The following is a 25,120-nucleotide window of genomic DNA, read 5'->3' as shown; positions in this document are numbered from 1 at the left end:
CTCCGCAATGGCTCGACAAATCACGCGCAAACAAAAAAAGGCGTCCCCGCTAGTTACCTAGCGAGGACGCCTTTGTCCTGGTCCCGTTCTCTCGGGAAGCGCGACCCTTCGTCGTTGAAGGGGCGGCTATATGTCTGTTGTTGAAAGAGCTAATGCAGCGGTTGTGCCAAGTTGGCAGATGCCCGGATTTATTGGGCTTGGGCTCGATGTCGCAGAGCTATTTGCCCTCTAGTGGTGCAGCAGCCAGTACAGCAGCACCAGATTGAGCAGCAAAGACATGGCGGCCAGGGTTTGCCAGACCTTGAGCGGTTCGCGCTCCAGCAGCGGCCTTGGCTGCACGCTCAATTCGCGGCGGTCGGCCTGTTCCAGGTCGCGCAGCCACTCTTCAGCGGTTTCATAACGTTGTGTGGGTTGCGAGGCCACCGCCCGTCCCAGGCTCAGGGGCAGCCACTCCGGCAGGTCGGGGCGATACCGGCTGGCGCTGATGGGTTGGGTGAAGCGCGGCCGTTGGAACGCTTCGATTTCTCCGTAGGGATAGTGCCCGGTCAGCAGGTAATACAGCGTCACGCCGACACTGTACAAATCCTGTTGGGCCGTAGGACGTTCTCCACTGAAAGCCTCGGGCGCGATAAAACTCGGGGTGCCGGGCAGCAGGTGCGCGCGGTCTTCGGAGAGCCCCGGGCAGTAGGCCAGGCCGAAATCCAGCACGCGCAACTCGCCGTCGTCCCCCTGTAACAGGTTCTCCGGTTTTATGTCGCGGTGCAGGATCTGCCGCCGATGCAGCATGCCCACCGCGCGTACCAACCGCTCGGCGATGGACAGCCATTGCGCCAGGGGCAATGGGCCTTGTTGCTGGAACAGTTGTGCCAGGGTTCTCCCCGGATATTCGCGCATCACATAGTACAAATGCTGACGCGCGCTGGCGGCGTGGACTTCAGGAAACGCGCGCCCGGCTACCCGGCGCAGGAACCATTCCTCCGACAGCAAGGCCTGCCCGGCGTCGCTGTCGTCGTCGCGGTTGAGGGGCAGGGTTTTCAGCAGCCATGGCTGCTGCTGGGCATCGCGTACCCGGTACAGCAATGACTGTCGACTGTGTGCCAGCACACCTTCTACCTGCCAGCCCTCGAAGGATTGCCCGGTTTTCAGTGGCGGCGGCAGCGGCCATTGCTGCAACTGCACCAGCGCGTCGCCGAGGGTCGCGGCGCCGAGCGTGTCGATACGCACCAGCAGGGCACTGGCGTTGTCCTGGCTGCCGGCCAGGTGTGCGGCATTGACCAGGGTGTTGACCGCCAGTTCGAGGTCGGTTTGCTCACGCAGGATCGCGCTGATGCTGTGCTCGGCAAGGGTGGCCCACACGCCGTCGCTGAGCAGCAGGAAGCACTCGCCTTGGCGCAATTCGCCGTCGAGAAAGTCCAACACCAGGTGTTGATCCAGGCCGAGGGCGCGCTTGAGCACATGCTGCATGCCCGGTTGCTCCCACACATGGTCGTCGCTGATGCGTTGCAACTCGCCATCCAGCCAGCGATACACCCGGCAATCGCCGACATGCGCCAGGGTGAAACGCTGGCCGCGAAACACCAGGGCGCTGAGGGTGGTCAGCAGTGGCTGGCCGCCGCCATTGGCTTGCAGCCAGCGGTTCTGCGCGAGCAGCAAGCGTTCGAGCGCCTGGGCCACGCCCCAGGTTTGCGGCGTGGCGTAATAGTCCAGGGCCAGTGCCTGCAAGGTCGAGCGCGCCGCCAGGCCGCCGTCGGCGCATTGGCTGACGCCGTCGGCCAGGGCGCACAGGTAACCTTTGCTTGCGGCCAGTTCGGCCACGGGCGTGACCACCCGCAGCGCGTCCTGGTTTTCCGGGCGTGGGCCGATGGCGCTGGCGTGGGCGATGCTCAGTTGCAGGCTCATCAGACGCGCGCGGCCGTCACGGCGGCCGAGCCCCAGGTGGTGCGCCAGCGACGTTTCACGCCGTGCAGGCCGAACCAGGCCAGCACGCCCAGGCTAGCGAACAGCCACAAGGCCAATTGATAGCTGCCGGTGCTCTGTTTGATCGCGCCCATTCCTGCCGCCAGGGCAAAGCCGCCGATGCCGCCGGCCATGCCGATCAGGCCGGTCATCACGCCGATTTCACGGCGAAAACGTTGCGGCACCAACTGGAATACCGCGCCATTACCGGCACCAAGACCGAGCATAGTGCAGACGAAAAGTGCCAGTGCCGCGTAGGAACTCGGCAGGTTGAAACCCACCGCCGCGATGCACACCGCCGCCACGCCGTACATGCCGAGCAGGGTACGAATCCCGCCGAAACGGTCGGCCAGGGCGCCGCCCAGCGGGCGCATCAGGCTGCCGCCGAACACGCAGGCGGCGGTGTAGTAGCCAGCGGTCACCGGGCTCAGGCCGTACTGGTCGTTGAAATAGCCGGGCAGGGCACTGGCCAGGCCGATAAAGCCGCCGAAGGTCACGCTGTAGAAAAACATGAACCACCAACTGTCACGGTCGCCCAGGGCCTTGAAGTAGTCGGCCATGGATTTGGCTTTCGGCCGTTCGGGAGCATTGCGGGCAAGCCAGGCGAACACGATCAGGGTCAGGGTCAATGGGATCAGCGCAAAACCGAACACATTGCTCCAGCCAAACGCGGCTGCCAGCACTGGCGCCAGCAACGCCGCAAACACGGTGCCGGAGTTGCCTGCGCCCGCAATGCCCATGGCTTTGCCTTGATGTTCGGCGGGATACCACTGGGACGCCAATGGCAGTGCGACCGCAAAGGATGCGCCGGCCATGCCGAGGAACACACCCAGCAACAGGGCTTGCTCGTAGCTGTGGATACCGAGTTTCCAGGCGCCTAATAACGCCGCGATCACGATCACCTGGCCGATCAGCCCGGCGGTCTTGGGTGATAGTTTGTCGGCCAGCATGCCCATCAAAAAGCGCAGCACCGCGCCGGCGAGGATCGGCGTTGCGACCATCAGGCCACGTTGTTGAGTGGTCAGGTGCAGGTCGGCGGCAATCTGAATCGCCAGCGGGCCCAACAGATACCAGACCATGAAGCTCAAATCGAAATACAGGAATGCGGCAAACAGGGTCGGGGTGTGCCCGGATTTCCAGAAGCTTGATTTCATCACGCACCTCAACGGTTGGAAGTCTTGTAAGAAGGCCTGGTGATGGAACAGCCGGCTAAGGCCGCCCCACCGGCCCCATGCACTGGGGCCAAAACGCAAAAACGCCGCCACCGGGTTCGCGAGGGGCAAACCGGATGTGCGACGTCTTTGTCGTGGAGGGGCAACCGCCGTTGGCTACCTGTGAAGATCCTTTAGCAAGAGCTGCGCCAGATCAGCCGAGCAACTCGCTCATGGCGATAATCTGCTCCGCCACCTGGATCAGTTTCTGCTGGCGACTCATGGCCTGGCGGCGCATCAGGGTGTAGGCCTCTTCCTCATTGCAGGCCTTCATTTTCATCAGCATGCCCTTGGCCAGTTCGATGCGCTTGCGCTCGGCCAACTGCTGGTCGCGGGCCTGCAGCTGGGCGCGCAGGGCCTGGTCACTCTCGAAGCGCGCCATGGCCACGTCGAGGATCGGTTGCAGGCGTTGGGCCTGGATGCCTTCGACGATGTAGGCGCTGACGCCGGATTTGATCGCCTGGCGCATCACATCTGGGTCATGTTCGTCGGTAAACATCACAATGGGCCGGGGCTGGTCGCGGCTGACCAGCACCACTTGTTCCATCACATCGCGCCCGGGTGACTCGGTATCGATCAGGATCACGTCCGGACGCACCGTTTCGACGCGCGCGGGCAGGTCGATGGTCAGGCCTGACTCATCGATCACCTCGAAACCGGCCTCGATCAGCGCGGCCTTGAGTCGGCCGACCTTACGCGGGGTGTCGTTGATCAACAGGATTCGCAGCATATCGTTCTTCCTGTCAGCGCAAGGCCTGGCGGCTTGTGGGATCGGTCATTGCGTGCAGGCGGAAACTGCGCGCGTAGGCGGCGGGGTCATGGCCGTCCCAGATCTTGCCGTCGATCAGTTGGCTGCTGCGCATGTCTGCGGCTGTCGTGCTGAGGCCAACGGCGCTGGCGGCGTCGCGATAGAGCGCTAGTTGCTGGACCTGGCGGGCAACATCCAGATAGTCCGGGTCGTCGCGCAACAGGCCCCAGCGACGGAATTGAGTCATGAACCACATGCCGTCGGAGAGATACGGCAGGTTCACCGCGCCTTCGGCAAAAAAACGCAGGGCATGGGGGTCTTGCCAGTGGTTGCCGAGGCCGTCGTCGTAGGTGCCGAGCAGGCGCGGTTCGATGCAGTCGAGCGGCGCGTCGAGGTAGTCGCGGGCACTGAGCAATTGCGCGGTGGAGCGACGGTTTTCCTGGCTCTGTTCAATGAAGCGGCTGGCTTCAAGGATCGCCATCACCAGTACGCGGGCGGTGTTGGGGTATTGGTCGACGAACGCCTGGGTGCAGCCAAGGACTTTTTCCGGATGATCCGGCCAGATCGCCTGGGTAGTCGCCATCGTAAAGCCCTGGTTCTGCTTCACCGCGCTGGCGGACCAGGGTTCGCCGACACAGAAACCGTCGATACGCCCGGCTTGCAGATGCGCGACCATTTGCGGCGGTGGGACCACCACGCTATCGACATCCCGTAGCGGATGAATGCCCTGGCTCGCCAGCCAGTAATACAGCCACATGGCGTGGGTGCCTGTGGGAAACGTCTGGGCAAAGGTCAGTTTTGTGCGGCTTTGGTGCACGTGGCGATCCAGCGCCTCAGGAGTGACCACTCCTTGCTGTTGCAGGCCGTGGGACAGGTTGATGCTCTGGCCGTTCTGGTTCAGGCCCATCAGCACCGCCATGTCGGTCGGCGCTACACCGCCGATGCCCAGGTGCACCGCGTAGATCAGCCCGTACAAGCTGTGGGCGGCGTCCAGTTCACCGCTGACCAGTTTGTCGCGCAGGTTGGCCCAGGACGCCTGGCGCTTGAGGTTGAGTGTCAGGCCATAAGGTTGGGCGAAGCCCTGGGTGGCGGCGACGACCAGCGAGGCGCAATCGCTCAAGGCCATGAAGCCGAGGTCCAGGCTGCTTCTTTCCGGGGCGTCACTGCCATTGACCCAGGCCAGCGCATTGCGGGTCGGGCTGTAGTCTACCGGTTCGTTCATCAACACCTGCCTTTTCTCTCAAAAAAAAGCGTCGTTCCCTCGGGTGGCGATAGAGGCCCTTGCAAGGTAACGACGCCTTTGTCCGTAAGCCTGCGCCTTCGTTGGCGCGCGCTCTGATGCACAGTGCAAAGCAATGCACATGCCACGGGGCGGTGGAGGTCACTTGCCGTCAGCTTTCCGTCAAGATTGAAAGCTGAGTGCCTTTCAGTATGGCCGTTTCTTTACGCCCGGCCGCCCAGGAAACCCCAAGGTGCAGACTGATTCCCGTGCAAGCATGACCCGCCACCGGCTGTGCAACTGGTTGTTGTGCGTTGCGTTGTTAGTGGGCTCCTCGTTTGCCCGGGGTGAGCCCTATCTGGCGCAGGAACAAAGCCTGCGCAGGTTTTTTACTGCGCTTTCCGTGCCCCTGGGCTTGCCGGTGGTGGTCAGTCCTCAAGCCGCTCGTCGGCAGGTCAGTGGCGTATTCGATTTCGAGACCCCGCAACAGGTCCTGGAACTGCTGGCCGAGCGCGAAGGGTTGATCTGGTACAGCCACGGGCGCGTGGTGTACCTCTATGACGCTGGTGAAGCGCGCAGCTCGGCGGTGGCGCTCCGCTACATTTCCGTCGCCCGGCTGCGCAGCCTGATGGGGCGTACCGGGCTTGATGAATCGCGTTATCCGCTGCGTGCAAGCGGAGCGCGTACGTTCTACGTGTCGGGCCCGCCAAGCTATGTGGACCGGGTACTGCGCCTGGCACAACTGATGGACCGCAAACCAGCCGAGCCCGCAGCGGCGTTTGGTGTGGTGCAGGTGTTCAACCGTGACGTGGCGGATCGCCGTTACGGGGCGGGCGCAAACACGATTACGGTGCCGGGGATGGTTTCGCTGATCGAGGCCCGCCTCGCCAAGGAGCGCAAGGGCGCGCCGGCTGACGCCCGTCTTGCGCTGATTGCCTACCCCGATACCAACAGCTTGCTGATCAAGGGCAAGCCCGCCCAGGTGACACTGATCAAGAAGTGGGTGGCGGAGTTGGATGTCTTCAAACCGCCGGATGATGCCGCATTGTGGCAGGCCGACAATGCTGTGCCACCGCTGCTGAGTGCCGAGCAGTCCAAGCGTGTGCAACGTGCATTTATGCGGCCGGGTCGCGAAATCTCTCAATGAATAGGCGTTTTCCCATGCACCTGGAAATACTTCTGCAGGAGCAACTGATCAGTCGCAAGCGCCTGGCTGCGTTCGACGTGGGGAAGGTGTTGCCCTTGGCACCGGGCGTCACCCGCTGCGTCGAAGTTCGGGTTAACGGCCATTTAATGGCGTTGGGCGAGCTGGTGCAGTTGGAGGATCGGTTAGGGGTTGAGCTGCATGAGATCTACCAGGAGTGGCTAGGTCGGTAGGGCCGCGCAAGGAATTGTCCTAAGGCACGCTTCCGAAAATCGCGGGATGAATGGGTTTTGTCCTGGCGCGAGGTGTAGGACGTTTTTTTATAGTCATGCGGTTGGCGGGTGAGTCGGTACAGGAAAATAGGGAACTCAATGTCAGTAGTTGGATGCAGAGGTACGTATGGCTGTCGTGATTGATGAATCGACGGCGCCCCTCGTCTTTGCCCGCTGGACCTTGCATGGCGATGGCCGTTTGACCAGCGGGGAGGTGGACATTCAGTTGCCGCCCAAAGAGGGGCAGGTCCTGCGGTTGCTGCTGGCCTCGGCCGGCACGCTGATGACCAAGGATCGTTTGCTGGAGCTGGCCTGGCCTCGTGGCGAGGTGGCCGAGGAATCACTGACGCGTTGCATCTACTCGCTGCGCAAGCACTTGAAGGGCGACAAGGGCTTTATCAAGACGATCTATGGCAGGGGCTATCGCTTTACCTGCGAGGTGCGGACCGGGGCGGATGATCCCGCGCCGGTCGCGTATGTGTGTTCGGTGTGTGGGCAGGTGAGCAATGGTTAAGGTGTGGAGCAAAGGGTTGTTGCTGAGCCTATTGATGGGCAGCACCCCGGCACTGGCGTACTGCTGGGACGAAGTGGCCAGCCGTTATGATATTGAGCCGGAGTTGCTGCAGGCCATCGCGGCAGTAGAGTCAGGCTACCGCGCCAGCGCGATCAACACCGCCAATCGCAATGGCACGCGAGACATCGGCCTGATGCAGATCAACAGCATTCATTTGCCGCGATTGCTCAACCAGGGCATTACCGAAGAGAGGCTGTTGAGCGAGCCGTGTCTGTCGGTAGAGGTAGCGGCTTCGATTCTTTCCGAGTTCATTCAGCGCTTTGGCTACAACTGGACCGCCGTGGGTTCCTATAACGTCGGTGTAGGCTCCGGCCCCAAGCGTGATGCGCTACGGATGCAGTATGCGCAGAAGATCTGGGCGCGTTATGAGGAACTGGTCGCCAATCGCAGCTGATGATTGGGCGGCACGCCTCGCATGCGGCGCGCCACCGCGGCTATAATCGCCGTCACCTTTCGCCGCCATCCGAGTCTAGCCCGCCCATGTATACCCTGGCCCGCCAGCTGTTGTTCAAACTCTCTCCGGAAACTTCCCACGATCTGTCCCTGGACCTGATCGGTGCCGGTGGCCGCCTGGGGCTCAATGGCCTGGTATGCAAGGCGCCGGCAAAGATGCCGGTGTCGGTAATGGGGCTGGATTTCCCCAACCCGGTCGGGCTGGCGGCTGGCCTGGACAAGAACGGCGCGGCCATCGACGGCTTGGCGCAGCTGGGTTTCGGTTTTGTCGAAATCGGCACCGTGACCCCGCGTCCGCAGCCGGGCAACCCCAAGCCGCGCATCTTCCGCTTGCCGGAAGCCGAGGCGATCATCAACCGCATGGGGTTCAACAACCTGGGGGTCGATAACCTGCTGTCGCGGGTTCAGGCGGCGAAGTACAAGGGCATCCTCGGCATCAATATCGGCAAGAACTTCGACACGCCGGTGGAACGTGCGGTGGATGACTACCTGATCTGCCTGGACAAGGTCTACGCCCACGCCAGCTACGTCACGGTCAACGTCAGTTCGCCCAACACCCCGGGCCTGCGCAGCCTGCAGTTCGGTGACTCCCTCAAGCAATTGCTTGAAGCCCTGCGCCAGCGCCAGGAAGACCTGGCCGTACGCCATGGCAAGCGTGTGCCGTTGGCGATCAAGATTGCCCCGGACATGAGCGACGAAGAAACCGTACTGGTGGCCCAGGCCCTGGTGGATTCGGGTATGGATGCAGTGATTGCCACCAACACCACCCTCAGTCGTGTCGGTGTCGAAGGCCTTGCCCATGGCGACGAAGCGGGTGGCCTGTCAGGTGCGCCGGTGCGTGAGCAGAGCACCCATATCGTCAAGGTGCTGGCCGCCGAACTGGCCGGGCGCTTGCCGATCATCGCCGCAGGCGGTATCACCGAAGGCAAGCATGCGGCCGAGAAGATCGCTGCCGGCGCCAGCCTGGTGCAGTTGTACTCCGGGTTCATCTACAAGGGCCCGGCGCTGATCCGCCAGGCGGTAGATGCCATCGCCGCACTGCCAAAGGCCTGACAAGCGCCCATTAAAAAGGGCTCCATAAAGGAGCCCCCTGGGCCGAAGCCCGCCGCCCGGATAGGACGTGCGTGGTTAAGTCGTTATCGCTTCAACAGTGTGTGTCGGAATTGAATGCCCTTATTAGCCGACGGCGTGAAGTTCGTTGAGTCTGTGGATTCCCGCAGTGCCAGTCATACCGTCCCAGTTGTCGCCGCGTCCTTCTCGCCAGCCGTTGATCCAGGCTTGGCGTACCGACGGTAGAGTAAATGGGCAAAGCTCACGGGATTTGCCATGAACGCCATATTGATATCCGCGTAAAAACGCTCTTTCCAACGGATCACGCTTAAGTCTTCTCATAGGGTGTTTCCCTCACTTGTTGACTGTCTTGATATCCTTCGGCCCCGTTGGGAGCCGGGCAGAGTTTTTCTGCCGTTGGTGGGCTCGCTGCCGGCGTGGCGAGCCTATGTGTCGGCGTCGTTACGGCGCCAACCTGTGTTGAGTTCTAACCAATAGGTCACATGGATTCAATGATCGTTTTGTCATAAGCACGTAACGATAACGATGCTATAGCCATAAGCTGGGCTGGCTTTTCGCCCCATTTGTCTGGCAAACCCAGCTATGATGCACCCTGCAAAGAGGATGGGTTTAATCCTTTAGTGAGAATGCCCGCCCGTTGCAGTCGGTTATTATTCGACGAAGGGTCGGAATATTTCCTTTTGTTGCTGCACTTTATCGATCTGCCCCGTCACTCAACGCCCAAAGGGCCTGCAGGCGGGGTGGGACGGCACATTCGTGCCACGCGAGCACTCTTCAAGAAAAGTGCTTGATTGAAAACCGAGCCGGCGATGCGTCGCCCGTTCATTTATTGCTGAAAAGCCTGGAATGCCCCATGTCGGACCGTTTTGAACTCTTCCTCACTTGCCCCAAGGGCCTCGAAGGCCTGCTGATCGAGGAAGCCATCGGGCTTGGCCTTGAGGAAGCCCGCGAGCACACCTCGGCCGTGCGCGGCATGGCCGACATGGAAACCGCCTACCGCCTGTGCCTCTGGTCGCGCCTGGCCAACCGCGTGTTGTTGGTGCTCAAGCGCTTCCCGATGAAGGACGCCGAAGACCTCTACCACGGCGTGCTGGACATCGAATGGGCCGACCACATGGTGCCGGACGGCACTTTGGCCGTGGAATTCAGCGGCCATGGCTCGGGCATCGACAACACCCACTTCGGCGCGCTGAAGGTCAAGGATGCGATTGTCGACAAGCTGCGCACCCCGACCGGCGAACGTCCGTCCATCGATAAGATCAACCCGGACCTGCGCATCCACCTGCGCCTGGACCGTGGCGAAGCCATTCTGTCCCTCGACCTCTCCGGCCACAGCCTGCACCAGCGCGGCTACCGTTTGCAGCAGGGTGCAGCACCGTTGAAGGAAAACCTCGCGGCAGCCGTGCTGATCCGTGCAGGCTGGCCGCGCATCGCTGCCGAAGGCGGCGCGCTGACTGACCCGATGTGCGGCGTGGGTACCTTCCTGGTGGAAGGCGCGATGATCGCCGCCGACATGGCACCGAACCTGAACCGTGAGTTGTGGGGCTTCACCACCTGGCTCGGTCACGTCCCGGCCTTGTGGAAGAAACTTCACGCCGAAGCGTCGGAACGTGCCGCGATCGGCATGAACAAACCGCCGTTGTGGATTCGTGGCTATGAAGCCGACCCGCGCCTGATCCAACCTGCGCGCAACAACATCGAACGCGCGGGCCTGAGCCATTGGATCAAGGTGTACCAGGGCGAAGTCGGCACGTTCGAGCCGCGCCCGGACCAGAACCAGAAAGGCCTGGTCATCTGCAACCCGCCGTACGGCGAGCGTCTGGGTGACGAAGCCAGCCTGTTGTACCTCTACCAGAACCTCGGCGAGCGCCTGCGCCAGGCGTGCATGGGCTGGGAAGCGGCGGTGTTCACCGGCGCGCCGGACCTGGGCAAGCGCATGGGCATCCGCAGCCACAAGCAGTATTCGTTCTGGAACGGTGCGTTGCCGTGCAAATTGCTGCTGATCAAGGTCAACCCCGACCAGTTCGTCACCGGCGAGCGTCGCACGCCAGAGCAACGCCAGGCGGAACGTGAGCAAGCCGCTTACGATCAAGCCCCGGTCGAGCCGCAAGAGCGCCAGTACAACAAGAACGGCAACCCGATCAAGCCCGCCCCGGCTCCGGTGGTTGAACAGGCACGCCTGAGTGAAGGCGGGCAGATGTTCGCCAATCGCCTGCAAAAGAACCTCAAGCTGCTGGGCAAGTGGGCCAAGCGCGAAGGCGTGGATTGCTACCGCGTGTACGACGCCGACATGCCGGAATATTCCATGGCCATCGACCTGTACCACGATTGGGTGCATGTGCAGGAATACGCCGCACCGAAGTCCATCGACCCGGAAAAAGCCTCCGCCCGCATGTTTGATGCCCTGGCCGCGATTCCCCAGGCGCTGAACATCGACAAGAGCCGCGTCGTCGTCAAGCGCCGCGAGCGCCAGAGTGGCACCAAGCAGTACGAGCGCCAGAGCGCCCAGGGCAAGTTCACTGAGGTCAGCGAAGGCGGCGTGAAGTTGCTGGTCAACCTCACCGACTACCTCGACACCGGCCTGTTCCTCGACCACCGTCCGATGCGCATGCGTATCCAGAAAGAAGCGGCCGGCAAGCGTTTCCTCAACCTGTATTGCTATACCGCTACCGCAAGTGTGCACGCAGCCAAGGGCGGCGCACGCAGCACCACCAGTGTCGATTTGTCCAAGACTTACCTGGACTGGGCGCGTCGCAACTTCTCCCTCAACGGTTTCTCCGACAAGAACCGTCTGGAGCAGGGCGATGTGATGGCGTGGCTGGAAGCCAGCCGTGATGAATTCGACCTGATCTTCATCGACCCGCCGACCTTCTCCAACTCCAAGCGCATGGAAGGCATCTTCGACGTGCAGCGTGACCACGTGCAGTTGCTCGACCTGGCCATGGCCCGCCTGGCACCGGGTGGCGTGCTGTATTTCTCGAACAACTTCCGCAAGTTCGCGCTGGAGGACAACCTCAGCGAGCGCTATGCGGTCGAAGAGATCAGTGACAAGACCATCGACCCGGATTTCGCGCGCAACGCGAAGATTCACCGGGCGTGGAAAATCACTGCACGCTGATCGCTCTTAAAAAAAGCCGCAAGCCTGGATTTTTCCGGGCTTGCGGCTTTTTTGCGCTGGTCAAATACAGGGCCGATGGCTATAACTAAATGCCTAGCCAAAGTGACACCCCCCGCACGCTGGCGTTGTGAGTGTTGCCTATGCCGTTGCAAGCCGTTCGCCCGAAAATCCTTGGTTTTATCAGTGAGCAGGCATCGGCTTGGCTGGTGGCGTTGATGGTGTTCCTGGCCGGTGGCGCGCTGACGTTGATCATCGCCTGGGCCGCCTCCGACCTCTACGAGCAGCAGGTGCGCCAACGCTTTCAACTGCTGGTCAATGAACGCTACACCCGCCTGCAAGAGCGCTTCGAGGACCAGGAGCAACGCTTGGGCAGCCTGCGGCGTTTTTTCGTCAACTCCGGCGAGGTTTCCCGCGAAGAATTCGATGGTTTTGCCCAGCCCCTGCTGTTGCGGACCCGTGCTTATGCCTGGGCGCCACGGGTGTTTCGCGACCAGCGCAGTGCGTTTGAAGAGGACGTGTCGCGCCAGCGCGGTGAGCCGTTCAGCATTCGTGAGTTGAATGCCCAAGGGGAGCTGGCGTCGGCGCCCGAGCGCGATGAATACGTGCCGGTGCTCTACAGCCAGACCCAGAGCCTGCTCGGCTCGCCCCTGGGCTTTGACTTGCTGGCCCAGCCGCTGCGGCGTTCAGTTCTTGAGCGTGCGTTGAAGACGGGCAAGCTGGCCGTGTCGCAACCCATGCAACTGGTCGGCGTCGAACCGGCCTACGCCGCCGGGGTCTTGCTGGTGGCCCCCGTGAGTAAGCTGCCCGAAACCCAACAATCCCAGGCTGAGCCCTACGGCTATGTGATGGCGGTGATCAGCATGCGGCAATTGGTGGCCGACGGTTTGCCCAAGCCGAACCGTGACAACCTGGTCATGCAGATCATCGACACGTCCGACATCCACAAGCGCGCACTGTATGAGTCCAGCAATGCGCCGGGCGGCAGCGACCTGGTGGCCGCACGCCGGCTGAGCCTGGGGGATCATGTGTATGCCTTGAACCTGCGTCCGAGCCAGGTGTTCGACCAGGCCAACCATTCCTCGATGAGTACGATCCTGACCATGGGCGGGCTGCTTAGCCTGTTGCTCAGCGCGTTGCTGTATGTGTTGGTCAGCCAGCGCCAGCGCGCGCTGAAACTGGTCGAGCAACGCACCGAGCAGTTGCGTGTGCGCGAGCTGGAGTTGCGCGGCGCCCATGGGCAACTGCGCAGCGTGCTGAATGCGGCGACCCAAGTCGCAATCATTGCTACTGACCTGCGCGGTGTGATCAACACCTTCAATGCGGGGGCCGAGCAGATGCTGGGGTTCAAGTCCGAGGATGTGTTGGGGCGCTTGACCCTGGAGAGCCTACACCTGGAATCGGAGCTCGATGCCCGCGCCGCCACGCTGAGCATGGCCATGGGCAAGCGGATTCCGCCAAGCCAGGCGATGCTGGTGGAGCGTCCCGACCACCAGCACGAGGCTCGGGAGTGGACCCTCAAGCGCCGGGACGGCAGCCAACTGACCGTGAATATGCTGGCCACCGTATTGCTCGATGACCATGGCTTGTGGGTCGGGCACTTGGCGATCTACCTCGACATCACCGAGCAAAAGCGCGCCTACGAGGCCCTGGCCGCGCGGGACCGCCTGCTCAAGAAACTCAGTGCTCACGTGCCCGGCGGGATCTTCCAGTTCACCCTCGAAGCCCACGAAAAGTGGCGTTTCATCTACGCCAGCGATGGCATGCGCGATATTTATGAAATCGAGCCTGGCACGTTGCAACAGGACGCCAGCCGGGTGCTTGAGCGCATTCATCCCCTGGATGTGGAGCGGGTGCGGGCATCGATTCGTCTATCTGCGTTGCAGTTGAGCCATTGGCGTGAAGAGTACCGTGTGCAGTTGCCGCAACGCGGCCTGCGCTGGATTCGCGGCGAAGCCACGCCGGAAGAATTACCGGGAGGCGGCACCTTGTGGCATGGCTACGTGTCGGATATTTCCGATCTGAAACGGGTCGAGGAAGAGCTGCGCGCGCTCTCCATCACCGACTCTCTGACTGGTATCCACAACCGCCGCTATTTTCAGGACCGCCTCAAGGCCGAGATGTTACGACTCAACCGCGTCTCGGGTTCGCTGTCGTTGATCATGCTGGATATTGACCACTTCAAGCGGATCAACGACCAGCATGGCCACGGCGTGGGCGATGGGGTGTTGCAGGAGCTGTGCAGGCGCATCAGCGTGCGCCTGCGGCGTACCGACGTGTTCTGCCGCCTGGGCGGTGAAGAGTTCATGGTGCTGTGCCCCAACACCGACGGCAAGCAGGCCTACAGCCTGGCGATGGAATTGTGGCAGTCGTTGCGCAATGCGCCGATGGAGCCGGTGGGCATTGTCACTGCCAGCTTTGGTGTGGCCAGTTGGCGGGTGGATGAAGGCATCGATGGCTTGCTGTTGCGGGCGGACTCGGCGGTGTATGTCGCCAAGCAGGCGGGCAGGGACCGGGTGGAGGTTGAAGGCTTGCGTACGTGAGACCGCCGCAAGCCCGCTCCCACAGATTAAAGGACTGGCGCGGCCGCCACCGCCTTCGGCTGGCGGTAAAGGTCCAGCAACACCTGATCCAGCACCGACGATGCCCCCCACGGCTTGGGATCGTTGAGGATTGCCACCACCGCCCAGGTATTGCCGTTGTTATCGCGGCTGAATCCGGCGATGGCGCGCACGGTGTTCAAGGTGCCGGTCTTGACGTGGGCTTCGCCGCGCATCGCGGTGGTCTTCAGGCGTTTACGCATGGTGCCGTCGGTGCCGGCAATCGGCAGTGAGCTGATGTACTCCGCCGCGTAGGGGCTTTTCCATGCCGCTTGCAGCATGGCGGCCATCTCGCGGGCGCTGACGCGCTCGGCACGGGACAGGCCGGAGCCGTTCTCCATCACCAGGTGCGGCGCGGTGATGCCCTTCTTCGCCAACCATTGGCGCACGACACGCTGGCCGGCCTTGGCGTCGTCACCGTCGGCATCGTTGCGAAACTGCGCGCCCAGGCTCAGGAACAACTGCTGGGCCATGGTGTTGTTACTGTATTTGTTGATGTCGCGGATGATTTCCGCCAGGTCCGGCGAGAACGCGCGAGCCAGTACCTTGGCATCCTTGGGCACTGGCGCCTGGATGTCGCGGCCCTGGATGGAACCGCCCAGCTCCTGCCAGATCGCGCGCACGGCGCCGGCGGTGTAGGTGGCGTGGTCGAGCAGCGACAGATAGGTCTGCGAACTGCAACCGTCGGCCAACTGGCCGCTGACGGTCACCGTCACGCTGCCATCGGCAGCCGTTACCGGGTTGTAGCGCACGTCGCCGGTGCATTGCTTGGCGTTGGACACCTTGACCTGATTGTCGATGCGGATGCTGGCAATTGGCGGCTCGACCGAGACGATCACCCGCCCCGAATCATTGCGGGTCACAAAACGCAGGGCCTTGAGGTTGACCAGCAGGGCGTCGGGCTTGACCAGGAACGGCTTGTTCTCGTCGTTGCCATCGTCATTGAACTCGGGCAAGAGCGGCTGTTTGAAGAAGGCACGGTCCAGCACCAGGTCGCCGGTGACTTGCTGCACACCGTTGGCGCGCAGGTCGCGCATCAGCAGCCAGAGTTTTTCCATGTTCAGCTTGGGGTCGCCACCGCCCTTGAGGTACAGGTTGCCGTGCAACACGCCACCGCTGAGGGTGCCGTCGGTGTAGAACTCGGTTTTCCACTGGTGGTTGGGCCCCAGCATTTCCAGGGCGGCGTAGGTGGTGACCAGCTTCATGGTGGAGGCTGGGTTGACCGAGACGTCGGCGTTGAAGATGGTCGGCGTGCCCGGGCCGTTCAGGGGGATCATCACCAGGGACAGCGCGTTGTTTTGCAGCTTGGCTTTTGCCAGTGCCTGCTGGACGTTGGGTGGCAGGGTGTTGGTGACGGTGGCGGCGGTAGCAGAGAAGGCCAGTGGCAGAAGAAGACCGGCAAGGAGCAATGGACGCAAAGATTTGATCATAAAGAATAAAACCCTACTGCTGAGGAGGGTGAAAAAGGCGAGGGGCAAATAAGAAAAATCCCTCATTGGTCACGAAAGTGTCGGCATTATGCCCCAAGGTGGGGCCTGTTGTAGCTGAACGATAGCTGGAAATCGGCGTTTTTTTGCAGGCAATTTGCCGCCCGTCCCAGAGAGTCGGGCAATCGCCGTCTTAAACTGCTAAAGTGCCGCCCGTTATTACTTAAGAGGATTGTTCCAATGGCGACTAACCGTTCCCAGCGTCTGCGCAAAAAACTGTGCGTTGATGAATTTCAAGAGCTGGGTTTCGAACTGAACCTGGACTTCAACGAAGGCCTGAGTGAAGAAGCTATCGACGCTTTCCTCGAAGCATTCATCAAAGAAGCCATGGAAGCCAACGGTCTGGGTTATGTCGGCGGCGATGACTTCGGTCTGGTTTGCCTGCAGAAGCGTGGCTCGGTCTCCGAAGAGCAACGTGCTGCCGTTGAAGCCTGGCTGAAAACCCGTTCCGAGCTGACCAAGGCTGAAGTCAGCCCGTTGCTGGACGTGTGGTATCCGGAAAAGCCGATCAACGCGGCTAAGTGATACTGAAAAAAACGGCGACCCGATGGTCGCCGTTTTTTTATGCCTTGCGCCAGTTCAGGATCAACAGCGTCAACACCCCCGCGACAATCCCCCAGAATGCCGACCCGATGGAAAACAGCGTCAAGCCTGACGCAGTGACCATAAAGGTGATCAACGCCGCTTCCCGCTCCTTCGGCTCATTCATGGCGATGCTCAGGCCATTGATGATCGAGCCAAACAATGCCAACGCCGCGATCGACAGCACCAGTTCCTTGGGCAATGCGGCGAACAGTGCCGCCAGCGTCGCGCCAAACACCCCGGCAATCCCGTAGAACACCCCGCACCAGACCGCCGCCGTGTAGCGCTTGTTACGGTCTTCATGGGCGTGAGGCCCGGTGCAGATCGCCGCGCTGATCGCCGCCAGGTTGATGCCGTGGGAGCCGAAAGGCGACAGTACCAGGGATGCGAGGCCCGTGGCCGTGATCAGCGGCGAGGCGGGCACGGTGTAGCCATCTGCGCGCAAGACCGCCACGCCGGGCATGTTTTGCGAGGTCATCGCCACCACAAACAGCGGGATGCCGATGCTGATGGTCGCCGCCAGGGAGAAGTGCGGGGTGGTCCATACCGGCGTCGCCACTTCCAGGTGGAAGCCGCTGAAATCCAACAGGCCCAACCACCCCGACAGCAGCGTGCCGAGCACCAGCGCCGCCAACACCGCATAACGCGGCGACAGGCGCTTGATGATCAGGTAGGTGAAAAACATCCCCAGTACCAGGCCGGTGCGGTGTTGCGCGGCGACAAAAATCTCGCTGCCGATCTTGAACAGAATCCCCGCCAGCAAGGCCGCAGCCAGCGACGCCGGGATGCGCTTGACGAGCCTTTCAAAACTGCCGGTCAACCCGCAGATCGTCACCAGCACCGCGCAGGTGATATAGGCGCCGATGGCCTCGCCGTAACTCACGCCGCCCAGGCTGGTGATCAGCAACGCGGCGCCGGGTGTCGACCAGGCAATGGTGATCGGCGTGCGATAGCGCAAGGACAGGCCGATGCTGCACACCGCCATGCCGATGGAAATCGCCCAGATCCACGAGGAAATCTGCGCCGTGGTCAAACCGGCGGCCTGGCCGGCCTGGAACATCAGCACCAGGGAGCTGGTATAGCCGGTCATCATGGCGATGAAACCGGCGACGATCGCCGATGCAGAGGTGTCGGCCAGCGGGCGCAGCGGCGCTTGGGCGGCTTCGGACATAGAAAGGTGTTCCTTTAACCAGAGAAATTGCTGATTCAAGCCTAAACTCAAACGTAACCACTCATTGCAATACAGCCGAGACCGCAAACAGCCGTACAGTGTGTTGGCGCAATCGGTTGTGTACAATGTGCGCTGTTTTTAGGTGATACTTGCCAGCAACACGCTGTTGCCGTATTACCGTTATTTCGCCGCCGTTCTCCCGACCCGAGTGCCCATGAACGAACAGTTGCAACCTCTCAAGAAACAACCGCGAGCTGGCAAGGCCGGTCGCAGCGGAACCCAGGACGATATTGTCTACGCGCATATCTTCGAGGCGATCCTCGAACAACGCCTGGCACCCGGCACCAAATTGAGCGAAGAGGCACTGGGCGAAATCTTCGGCGTCAGCCGCACCATCATTCGTCGCGCCCTGTCGCGCCTGGCCCATGAAGGCGTGGTGCTGCTGCGGCCCAACCGCGGTGCAGTGGTTGCCAGCCCGAGTGTGGAAGAGGCCCGCCAGGTATTTATGGCGCGGCGCCTGGTAGAACGCGCGATTACCGAGCTGGCGGTCCAGCACGCCACTGCCGAACAATTGGCCGAACTGCGCCAGATGGTCAACGACGAGCGCGACAGCTTTTCCCGTGGCGACCGTGGGGCGGGTATCCGTCTCTCCGGCGAATTCCACCTCAAGCTGGCCGAGGCGGCGAAAAACGCGCCGCTGATCAGCTTCCAGCGCAGCCTGGTGTCCCAGACGTCATTGATCATCGCCCAGTACGAAAGCGGCAACCGCTCGCACTGCTCCTACGATGAACACACCCAGTTGATCGATGCGATCGAAGCGCGGGACGCGGCGTTGGCCGTGGACCTGATGATGCATCACATGGATCACATCGACAGCAAGCTCAACCTCGATGAGGAAAGTGCGTCGGATGATTTGCATGCGGTGTTTTCGCATTTGTTGCAGACCAAGAAGCCGGGGCGCTCTTCAGTAAAACTGTAATTTCCCTGAATCACCGGGGACAAAAAATGTGGGAGCGGGCTTGCTCGCGAATGCGGTGGATCAGTCGACAGATGTGTCGACTGATCCACCGCATTCGCGAGCAAGCCCGCTCCCACATTGGTTTTGTGGTGTTGCTGAAATTAGCGTTGGTGTACCAATTGCCCGGCCGCATAGGTCTGCAACACCGTCCGATCATCCCCAAGCGTCATCAGCACAAACAACGTCTCGGCAATGTCATTGGCCTGTTTCAAGCGATAGCTCAGCAGCGGCGTGGCGTTGTAGTCCAGCACCAGGAAATCCGCATCCGTGCCCGGCTGCAACGTACCGATCTTGTCTTCCAGGCGCAGCGCCCGTGCGCCGCCCAATGTGGCGAGATACAGCGACTTGAACGGGCTCAATCGCGCGCCCTGCAACTGCATGACCTTGTAGGCTTCGTTCAAGGTTTGCAGCAACGAGAAGCTGGTGCCGCCGCCCACGTCCGTGCCCAGCCCTACATTCAATTTGTATTTTTCCGCCATCGGCAGGTTGAACAAACCACTGCCGAGGAACAGGTTCGACGTCGGGCAGAACGCCACCGCCGAACCGGTCTCCGCCAACCGCGCGCACTCGTCATCACACAGGTGCACACCGTGGGCAAACACCGAGCGCTCGCCGAGCAGTTGGTAATGGTCGTACACATCCAGGTAGCCGTTTCGCTCGGGGAACAGCTCTTTTACCCACTCGATTTCCTGCTTGTTCTCACTGATGTGAGTCTGCATGTACAGGTCCGGGTATTCCCCCAGCAGTTGCCCGGCCAGTGCCAGTTGTTCCGGCGTGCTGGTCGGTGCGAAGCGTGGCGTCACGGCGTAGTGCAGGCGGCCCTTGCCGTGCCAGCGCTCGATCAGCGCCTTGCTTTGCTGGTAGCCGGTTTCGGCGGTGTCGGTCAGGTAGTCCGGGGCATTGCGGTCCATCATCACCTTGCCGGCGATCATGCGCAGGTCGAGTTTTTCCGCTGCTTCAAAGAATGCATTCACCGACTGCGGATGCACGCTGCCGAACACCAGCGCAGTGGTGGTGCCGTTGCGTAGGAGTTCCTTGATGAAGATGTCGGCGACTTCCTCGGCGTGGGCCTTGTCGGCGAATTGGCTTTCACACGGGAAGGTGTAGGTGTTGAGCCAGTCCAGCAACTGCTCGCCGTAGGCGCCGACCATGCCGGTTTGCGGCAGGTGGATGTGGGTGTCGATCAGGCCGGGGGTGATCAGCGCGTCCTGGTAGTGGGTGATGTCGATGTCGGAAGGTAGGGTCGGCAGCAGGTCCTGCGCATGGCCGACAGCGCTGATCTGACCGTTCTCAATCACCAGTAGGCCATCTTCGAAATACTCGTAGGAGGCTTCGATGCCAACTTCGGCGGGGTCGGCGATGCTGTGCAGAATGGCGGCACGGTAGGCTTTGCGAGTCAAAGGCATGGTTATCTCAATTCAAATGGCTTGGCTGCGGCGTGAAGCCGGCAGCAGTTTGGCAATCGGTTCGGCGCTGGCGGTGTGCTGGCCGAAATTGGCGTTATAGATGGCGATGATCTCGCCGGCGATGGAGATGGCGATCTCTACCGGCAATTTGCCCTTTACCTCGCTGAGGCCCATGGGGCAGCGCATGCGTTGCAATTGCGCGGCGTCGAAGCCGCGATCACGCAGACGGTGTTCGAACTTGACGCGTTTGGTCTTCGAGCCGATCAGGCCGAAGTAGGCGAAGTCGTTGCGTTTGAGCAGGGCGGCGGTGAGTTCCAGGTCCAGCGCGTGATTGTGGGTCATGACGATGCAGTAACTGCCCGCTGGCAGGCCGGCAATTTCGTCGACCGGCTCTTCGCTGACGATTTTACGCACGCCCTGGGGGATATGTTCCGGAAACTCCTGTTCACGCGAATCGATCCAGCGCACCCGGCACGGCAGGCTCGCCAGCAACGGCACCAGCGCGCGGCCGACGTGGCCGGCGCCAAACACCGCGATCTGTGCCTGCACCTGGCCCATGGGTTCGAACAGCAGCACCGTCACGCCGCCGCAGCACTGGCCCAGGCTGGCGCCGAGGCTGAAGCGCTCCAGATGGGTGTTCTGCTGGCCACGCACGAGCATGTCCCGGGCGATCTGCATCGCTTTGTACTCCAGGTGCCCGCCGCCGATGGTGTCGAAGGTCTGGGCGGCGCTGATCACCATCTTGGAACCGGCATTGCGTGGTGTGGAGCCGAGTTCTTCGATGATGGTTACCAGTACGCAGGGTTCGCCGCTGGTTTGCAGGTGGGCGAGGGCGCTGATCCAGTTGTTCATGTCTACCTCAACATTTCTGTTGTCAGTCAGGCCGCTATCGCAGGCAAGCCAGCTCCCACATTTGACGGTGTTCACAGATCAAAATGTGGGAGCTGGCTTGCCTGCGAAGGCAGCGCCTCGGTCTAGAGCGAAGCCATCTCGGTATCAGCCTCAACCACCTTCGCCGCCGTCAACTGCCGCATCTGCTCACAGCCCCACAGCACCCGTTCCGGCGTCGCCGGTGCATCGATCTTTGGCTGATGCCGGTAATCCGCCAGGCTCGCCACCGCATCCTTGATCGCGCACCACGAGGCAATCCCGAGCATGAACGGCGGTTCGCCCACAGCCTTGGAGTGGAACACCGTGTCTTCCGGGTTCTTGCGGTTTTCCACCAGCTTGACCCGCAGGTCCAGCGGCATGTCTGCCACCGCCGGGATCTTGTAACTGGCCGGGCCGTTGGTCATCAGCTTGCCCTTGTTGTTCCACACCAACTCTTCCATGGTCAGCCAGCCCATGCCCTGGATGAACCCGCCTTCCACCTGGCCGATGTCGATGGCCGGGTTCAGCGAGGCGCCCACGTCGTGGAGGATGTCGGTGCGTAGCATCTTGTATTCGCCGGTCAGGGTATCGACGATCACTTCGCAGCACGCCGCGCCGAAGGCGAAGTAGTAGAACGGCCGGCCGCGTGACTGGCTGCGGTCGTAGAAGATTTTCGGGGTTTTGTAGAACCCGGTACTCGACAGCGAAACCTGGGCGAAATACGCCTGCTGGATCAGCGCTTCGAAGGTCAGGATCTGCTCGCGCACGCGCACATGGCCGTTGTGGAACGCCACGTCGGCCTCACTGACGTCGTACTTGCGCGCAGCAAACTCCACCAGGCGTTGCTTGATGGTTTCGGCGGCGTTCTGCGCGGCCTTGCCGTTCAGGTCGGCACCGCTGGAGGCGGCAGTCGGCGAGGTGTTGGGCACTTTGTCGGTGTTGGTGGCGGTGATCTGCACGCGGTCGATTTCCACCTGGAACACCTCGGCCACCACTTGCGCGACCTTGGTGTTCAAGCCCTGGCCCATTTCGGTGCCGCCGTGGTTCAGGTGGATGCTGCCGTCCGTGTAGATATGGATCAGCGCACCGGCCTGGTTGAGGAAACTGGCGGTAAACGAAATGCCGAACTTCACCGGGGTCAACGCCAGGCCTTTTTTCAGGATCGGGCTATGGGCGTTGTACAGGCGGATCGCTTCGCGGCGCTCGGCGTATTGGCTGCTGGCCTCCAGTTCGGCGGTCATCTCTTCGAGCAGGTTGTGTTCGACGGTCTGGTAGTAGTGGGTGACGTTGCGCTCGGTCTTGCCGTAGTAGTTGGCCTTGCGCACCGCCAGCGGATCGAGGGCTAGATGGCGCGCGATGGCGTCCATCACTTCCTCGATGGCGACCATGCCTTGCGGGCCGCCGAAGCCGCGATACGCGGTGTTGGACGCGGTGTTGGTCTTGCAGCGATGGCCGTTGACGGTGGCGTCGCCCAGGTAATAGGCGTTGTCGGCGTGGAACATCGCACGGTCGACAATCGAGTTGGACAAGTCCGGCGAGCAGCCGCAGTTGCCGGCCAGGTCCAGGTTGATCCCGTGCAAGCGGCCGCTGTCGTCAAAGCCCACGTCGTATTCGATATAGAAGGGGTGGCGCTTGCCGGTCATCAGCATGTCTTCGACACGCGGCAGGCGCATCTTGGTCGGCTGGCCGGTGAGGTGCGCGACCACCGCGCACAGGCACGCGGGGCTGGCGGCCTGGGTTTCCTTGCCGCCGAAACCACCGCCCATGCGGCGCATGTCGACCACGATTTTGTTCATCGACACGTCCAGTACTTCGGCCACCAGTTTCTGCACTTCGGTGGGGTTCTGCGTGGAGCAGTAGACGATCATGCCGCCGTCTTCGGTGGGCATTACCGAGGATATTTGCGTCTCCAGGTAGAAGTGTTCCTGGCCGCCGATATGCAGGGTGCCCTGGATACGGTTTTTGGCCGACGCCAGCGCGCTTGCCGAATCACCCCGTTGGTGGGTGTGGCTGTCGAGCACAAAGTGCTTGTTGCGGAAGGCCTCGACCACATCCAGCACCGGCTCCAGGTCTTCGTATTCGATCACCGCAGCCATCGCGGCTTTGCGCGCGGTTTCCAGATCACGCGCGGCGACGGCGAGTACGACCTGGCCGACGAACTGCACCGTGTCGATGGCCAGCAATGGGTCGCCGGGCAGCAGCGGGCCGATGTCTTTCAGGCCTGGCACGTCTTCGTGGGTGATGACGATACGCACGCCTTCGAAGGCGTAGCAGGGCGCAGTGTCGATGCTGAGAATTTTCGCGTGGGCGCGGTCGGACATGCGCGCATACAGGTGCAACTGGTTGGGGAATTCCAGGCGGTCATCGATGTACTGCGCTTCGCCGCTGACATGCTTGGCGGCGCTGTCATGCTTGACGCTGCGGCCGACTCCGGTGGTGAGGTCCTGGGCGAACAACTCGGCCAGTTCGGCCTGGGTTTTAACGACGGCGTGATGGTTAGACATAAGCGGTCACCCGAGTCTCGATGTGCGGTGTTTGCAGCTCGATGAAGTATTTGCGCAGCAGGTTCTGTGCGCTGAGCAGGCGGTATTCCTTACTGGCGCGGAAATCCGACAGCGGGGTGAAATCCTCGGCCAGGGCGGCGCAGGCGTTCTCGACGGTGGCGCTGTTCCAGGTGGCGCCGAGCAACGCGGCCTCGCAGCTTTTGGCGCGTTTGGGCGTGGCGGCCATGCCACCGAACGCCACGCGGGCTTCGCGTACCACACCGTTGTCGATCTTCAGGTTGAACGCGGCGCAGACCGCGGAAATATCATCGTCCAGTCGCTTGGACACCTTGTAGGCGCGAAACAGTGCATGGCCCTTGGGTACGATGATTTTTTCGATGAATTCGCTGTCCTGGCGGGCGGTGACGCGGTAGTCGATGAAATAGTCTTCCAGCGCCAGGGTGCGACGGGTGTTGCCCTTGCACAGCACGATCTGCGCGCCGAGGGCGATCAGCAGCGGCGGCGAATCGCCAATCGGCGAGGCGTTGCCAATGTTGCCACCGAGGGTGCCCTGGTTGCGGATCTGCAAGGAGGCAAAGCGCTGCAGCAGTTCACCGAAGTCCGGGTAGGCCTGGTGCAGCGCGGTGTAGCAATCGGAGAGGGCAGTGGCGGCGCCGATTTCCAGGCGGTCGTCAAAGTCTTCGATGCGCTTCATCTCTTCGATGTTGCCGACGTAGATCATCACTGGCAGGGTGCGGTGAAACTGCGTGACTTCCAGCGCCAGGTCGGTGCCGCCAGCCAACAGACGCGCTTGCGGGTAGGAATCATAGAGGTCGGCCAGGTCGGCGACGGTCAGTGGCACCAGGCAGCGTTTGTCGCCGCTGTTGAGTTCGCCGGTCTGGGTCGGCGCGATGGCTTTGAGGCGCGCGATGGTCTGGGCTTCTCGGCTGTCGAACTGATCCTGGGGTTTGTTGCAGCAGGCCTGTTCGGCAGCGGCGAGGATCGGGCGATAGCCGGTGCAGCGGCACAGGTTGCCGGCCAGGGCCTCATGGGCTTTTTGGCTGTCGGGGGCGTCGCTGTTCTTTTGCAGGGCGAACAGCGACATCACGAAACCGGGGGTGCAAAAGCCGCACTGCGAGCCGTGGCACTCGACCATCGCCTGCTGCACGCTGTGCAGTTGGCCCTGGTGCTTGAGGTCTTCGACGCTGATCAGTTGTTTGCCGTGCAGCGACGACACGAAGGTCAGGCACGAGTTGAGGCTGCGATAACGGATCTGCTCGGCGCCCTGGGCGTCGGTGTGCAGTTCGCCGACCACCACGGTGCATGCACCGCAGTCGCCGCTGGCGCAGCCTTCCTTGGTGCCGGGCTTGCCCAGATGCTCGCGCAGATAGTTGAGCACGGTGAGATTGGGGTCCAGGGCGTGCTCGCTACGGAGTTCCTGGTTGAGTAAAAACTGGATCACGGAAGGCCTCGCAGACTCATTATTGTTGTTAACCGCTTTGCGCCGAATCTAGTCATCTCTGACTTTTCGGTCAACGAATTTCTGACCGGGAGGTCAAGAAAATGCGATCGCAACACTTTCAATTATGGTCCAGTCTTCTGGAACCGGCGTTTTCAGGGGCTTTTGAGTTTTCAGCTTTGCTTATTCCGTGCCAAATTCGCCACGGTGGGCGTAGCGCCATCAGCGGGCCAATGCGCTACACTGCCGCGCTTGTATCGATAGAAGATTTTGAAGGGAAA

20 protein-coding genes are annotated in these 25,120 nt (G+C 61.6%); 9 read left to right on the top strand and 11 right to left on the bottom strand.

Annotated features, from left to right (window positions below; all coding sequences use genetic code 11):
- Nucleotides 1-228 precede the first annotated feature (228 nt).
- The 4 genes from PSH81_RS20010 to PSH81_RS19995 all read right to left on the bottom strand — a co-directional run bounded on the left by PSH81_RS20010 (nucleotide 229) and on the right by PSH81_RS19995 (nucleotide 5,137).
- Nucleotides 229-1,899: a bifunctional protein-serine/threonine kinase/phosphatase gene (locus tag PSH81_RS20010; RefSeq protein WP_305391355.1), complete on the bottom strand. Its 1,671-nt coding sequence runs from the start codon at nucleotides 1,897-1,899 to the stop codon at nucleotides 229-231.
- Nucleotides 1,899-3,110 (bottom strand): NarK/NasA family nitrate transporter, encoded by a 1,212-nt coding sequence (locus PSH81_RS20005; RefSeq protein ID WP_192297156.1) that lies wholly within the window; start codon nucleotides 3,108-3,110, stop codon nucleotides 1,899-1,901. Before PSH81_RS20005 ends, PSH81_RS20010 begins: the two co-directional genes overlap by 1 nt.
- A gap of 211 nt (nucleotides 3,111-3,321) precedes the next feature.
- A complete protein-coding gene (locus PSH81_RS20000) occupies nucleotides 3,322-3,897 on the bottom strand; it encodes an ANTAR domain-containing response regulator (protein ID WP_226454897.1) in 576 nt (191 codons plus the stop codon).
- Nucleotides 3,898-3,910: 13 nt separating this feature from the next.
- Nucleotides 3,911-5,137: a CmpA/NrtA family ABC transporter substrate-binding protein gene (locus PSH81_RS19995; RefSeq protein WP_305391354.1), complete on the bottom strand. Its 1,227-nt coding sequence runs from the start codon at nucleotides 5,135-5,137 to the stop codon at nucleotides 3,911-3,913.
- Nucleotides 5,138-5,387: 250 nt separating this feature from the next.
- Here PSH81_RS19995 and PSH81_RS19990 point away from each other — a divergent pair, with 250 nt between their 5' ends.
- The 5 genes from PSH81_RS19990 (at nucleotide 5,388) to PSH81_RS19970 (ending at nucleotide 8,630) form a co-directional block, all read left to right on the top strand.
- Nucleotides 5,388-6,281: a secretin N-terminal domain-containing protein gene (locus PSH81_RS19990; protein WP_370694870.1), complete on the top strand. Its 894-nt coding sequence runs from the start codon at nucleotides 5,388-5,390 to the stop codon at nucleotides 6,279-6,281.
- A 14-nt stretch (nucleotides 6,282-6,295) separates the two neighbouring features.
- Complete coding sequence (locus PSH81_RS19985; RefSeq protein ID WP_226454899.1) at nucleotides 6,296-6,511, top strand: FliM/FliN family flagellar motor switch protein; 216 nt, start codon at nucleotides 6,296-6,298, stop codon at nucleotides 6,509-6,511.
- 166 nt (nucleotides 6,512-6,677) lie between these two features.
- Nucleotides 6,678-7,064 (top strand): winged helix-turn-helix domain-containing protein, encoded by a 387-nt coding sequence (locus tag PSH81_RS19980; protein WP_226454900.1) that lies wholly within the window; start codon nucleotides 6,678-6,680, stop codon nucleotides 7,062-7,064.
- Nucleotides 7,057-7,518, top strand: coding sequence for a transglycosylase SLT domain-containing protein (locus PSH81_RS19975; RefSeq protein ID WP_305391353.1), 462 nt, complete (start codon nucleotides 7,057-7,059; stop codon nucleotides 7,516-7,518). Before PSH81_RS19980 ends, PSH81_RS19975 begins: the two co-directional genes overlap by 8 nt.
- Nucleotides 7,519-7,604: 86 nt before the next feature.
- A complete protein-coding gene (locus PSH81_RS19970; RefSeq protein ID WP_305391352.1) occupies nucleotides 7,605-8,630 on the top strand; it encodes a quinone-dependent dihydroorotate dehydrogenase in 1,026 nt (341 codons plus the stop codon).
- Nucleotides 8,631-8,753: 123 nt separating this feature from the next.
- On the opposite strand, the gene rmf is transcribed toward PSH81_RS19970, so the two are convergent.
- Nucleotides 8,754-8,969, bottom strand: a complete 216-nt coding sequence (gene rmf / locus PSH81_RS19965; RefSeq protein ID WP_002553055.1) for a ribosome modulation factor — start codon at nucleotides 8,967-8,969, stop codon at nucleotides 8,754-8,756.
- A 532-nt stretch (nucleotides 8,970-9,501) separates the two neighbouring features.
- Here rmf and rlmKL point away from each other — a divergent pair.
- A complete protein-coding gene (gene rlmKL, locus PSH81_RS19960) occupies nucleotides 9,502-11,766 on the top strand; it encodes a bifunctional 23S rRNA (guanine(2069)-N(7))-methyltransferase RlmK/23S rRNA (guanine(2445)-N(2))-methyltransferase RlmL (protein ID WP_192297149.1) in 2,265 nt (754 codons plus the stop codon).
- A gap of 140 nt (nucleotides 11,767-11,906) precedes the next feature.
- The gene (locus tag PSH81_RS19955) at nucleotides 11,907-14,306 is read left to right on the top strand and encodes a diguanylate cyclase (RefSeq protein ID WP_305391351.1); all 2,400 of its coding nucleotides are present in this window, start codon (nucleotides 11,907-11,909) and stop codon (nucleotides 14,304-14,306) included.
- A gap of 26 nt (nucleotides 14,307-14,332) precedes the next feature.
- On the opposite strand, the gene dacB is transcribed toward PSH81_RS19955, so the two are convergent.
- Nucleotides 14,333-15,793 (bottom strand): D-alanyl-D-alanine carboxypeptidase/D-alanyl-D-alanine-endopeptidase, encoded by a 1,461-nt coding sequence (gene dacB / locus PSH81_RS19950; RefSeq protein ID WP_226454903.1) that lies wholly within the window; start codon nucleotides 15,791-15,793, stop codon nucleotides 14,333-14,335.
- A gap of 237 nt (nucleotides 15,794-16,030) precedes the next feature.
- Between dacB and PSH81_RS19945 the strand changes: the two genes are divergently transcribed.
- Complete coding sequence (locus PSH81_RS19945) at nucleotides 16,031-16,375, top strand: YggL family protein (protein ID WP_016979277.1); 345 nt, start codon at nucleotides 16,031-16,033, stop codon at nucleotides 16,373-16,375.
- Between the two features lie 37 nt (nucleotides 16,376-16,412).
- Here the strand turns inward: PSH81_RS19945 and PSH81_RS19940 are convergent, their stop codons facing one another.
- The gene (locus tag PSH81_RS19940) at nucleotides 16,413-17,603 is read right to left on the bottom strand and encodes a benzoate/H(+) symporter BenE family transporter (protein WP_305391350.1); all 1,191 of its coding nucleotides are present in this window, start codon (nucleotides 17,601-17,603) and stop codon (nucleotides 16,413-16,415) included.
- Nucleotides 17,604-17,817: 214 nt separating this feature from the next.
- On the opposite strand from PSH81_RS19940, the gene PSH81_RS19935 reads away from it, so the two are divergent.
- Entirely contained in the window at nucleotides 17,818-18,582 is a 765-nt protein-coding gene (locus PSH81_RS19935; protein ID WP_192297145.1) for a GntR family transcriptional regulator, read from the top strand.
- Nucleotides 18,583-18,722: 140 nt separating this feature from the next.
- Here PSH81_RS19935 and guaD read toward each other — a convergent pair whose 3' ends face one another.
- From guaD to xdhA, 4 genes are all read right to left on the bottom strand, one after another.
- Nucleotides 18,723-20,027 carry a guanine deaminase gene (gene guaD, locus PSH81_RS19930; protein ID WP_305391349.1) on the bottom strand — a complete coding sequence of 435 codons (1,305 nt, stop codon included), beginning with the start codon at nucleotides 20,025-20,027 and terminating at the stop codon, nucleotides 18,723-18,725.
- A gap of 12 nt (nucleotides 20,028-20,039) precedes the next feature.
- Nucleotides 20,040-20,879 (bottom strand): xanthine dehydrogenase accessory protein XdhC, encoded by an 840-nt coding sequence (xdhC, locus tag PSH81_RS19925; protein WP_305391348.1) that lies wholly within the window; start codon nucleotides 20,877-20,879, stop codon nucleotides 20,040-20,042.
- A gap of 122 nt (nucleotides 20,880-21,001) precedes the next feature.
- A complete protein-coding gene (gene xdhB / locus PSH81_RS19920; RefSeq protein WP_305391347.1) occupies nucleotides 21,002-23,401 on the bottom strand; it encodes a xanthine dehydrogenase molybdopterin binding subunit in 2,400 nt (799 codons plus the stop codon).
- On the bottom strand, nucleotides 23,394-24,842 hold the full coding sequence (gene xdhA / locus PSH81_RS19915; RefSeq protein WP_226454907.1) for a xanthine dehydrogenase small subunit: 1,449 nt from the start codon (nucleotides 24,840-24,842) through the stop codon (nucleotides 23,394-23,396). The genes xdhB and xdhA overlap by 8 nt, the downstream gene beginning before the upstream one ends.
- Between the last annotated feature and the right edge of the window lie 278 nt (nucleotides 24,843-25,120).

The organism is Pseudomonas sp. FP2335 (assembly GCF_030687535.1).
Taxonomy (GTDB): domain Bacteria; phylum Pseudomonadota; class Gammaproteobacteria; order Pseudomonadales; family Pseudomonadaceae; genus Aquipseudomonas.
This window is presented reverse-complemented; position numbering and strand designations above follow the sequence as displayed.

Bases quoted from the DNA above. Each gene is read 5' to 3' on its own strand.
- PSH81_RS20010 (WP_305391355.1), bottom strand. From the start codon at position 1,899: ATGAGCCTGCAACTGAGCATCGCCCACGCCAGCGCCATCGGCCCACGC.
- PSH81_RS20005 (WP_192297156.1), bottom strand. From the start codon at position 3,110: ATGAAATCAAGCTTCTGGAAATCCGGGCACACCCCGACCCTGTTTGCC.
- PSH81_RS20000 (WP_226454897.1), bottom strand. From the start codon at position 3,897: ATGCTGCGAATCCTGTTGATCAACGACACCCCGCGTAAGGTCGGCCGA.
- PSH81_RS19995 (WP_305391354.1), bottom strand. From the start codon at position 5,137: ATGAACGAACCGGTAGACTACAGCCCGACCCGCAATGCGCTGGCCTGG.
- PSH81_RS19985 (WP_226454899.1), top strand. From the start codon at position 6,296: ATGCACCTGGAAATACTTCTGCAGGAGCAACTGATCAGTCGCAAGCGC.
- PSH81_RS19980 (WP_226454900.1), top strand. From the start codon at position 6,678: ATGGCTGTCGTGATTGATGAATCGACGGCGCCCCTCGTCTTTGCCCGC.
- PSH81_RS19975 (WP_305391353.1), top strand. From the start codon at position 7,057: ATGGTTAAGGTGTGGAGCAAAGGGTTGTTGCTGAGCCTATTGATGGGC.
- PSH81_RS19970 (WP_305391352.1), top strand. From the start codon at position 7,605: ATGTATACCCTGGCCCGCCAGCTGTTGTTCAAACTCTCTCCGGAAACT.
- rmf (WP_002553055.1), bottom strand. From the start codon at position 8,969: ATGAGAAGACTTAAGCGTGATCCGTTGGAAAGAGCGTTTTTACGCGGA.
- rlmKL (WP_192297149.1), top strand. From the start codon at position 9,502: ATGTCGGACCGTTTTGAACTCTTCCTCACTTGCCCCAAGGGCCTCGAA.
- PSH81_RS19955 (WP_305391351.1), top strand. From the start codon at position 11,907: ATGCCGTTGCAAGCCGTTCGCCCGAAAATCCTTGGTTTTATCAGTGAG.
- dacB (WP_226454903.1), bottom strand. From the start codon at position 15,793: ATGATCAAATCTTTGCGTCCATTGCTCCTTGCCGGTCTTCTTCTGCCA.
- PSH81_RS19945 (WP_016979277.1), top strand. From the start codon at position 16,031: ATGGCGACTAACCGTTCCCAGCGTCTGCGCAAAAAACTGTGCGTTGAT.
- PSH81_RS19940 (WP_305391350.1), bottom strand. From the start codon at position 17,603: ATGTCCGAAGCCGCCCAAGCGCCGCTGCGCCCGCTGGCCGACACCTCT.
- PSH81_RS19935 (WP_192297145.1), top strand. From the start codon at position 17,818: ATGAACGAACAGTTGCAACCTCTCAAGAAACAACCGCGAGCTGGCAAG.
- guaD (WP_305391349.1), bottom strand. From the start codon at position 20,027: ATGCCTTTGACTCGCAAAGCCTACCGTGCCGCCATTCTGCACAGCATC.
- xdhC (WP_305391348.1), bottom strand. From the start codon at position 20,879: ATGAACAACTGGATCAGCGCCCTCGCCCACCTGCAAACCAGCGGCGAA.
- xdhB (WP_305391347.1), bottom strand. From the start codon at position 23,401: ATGTCTAACCATCACGCCGTCGTTAAAACCCAGGCCGAACTGGCCGAG.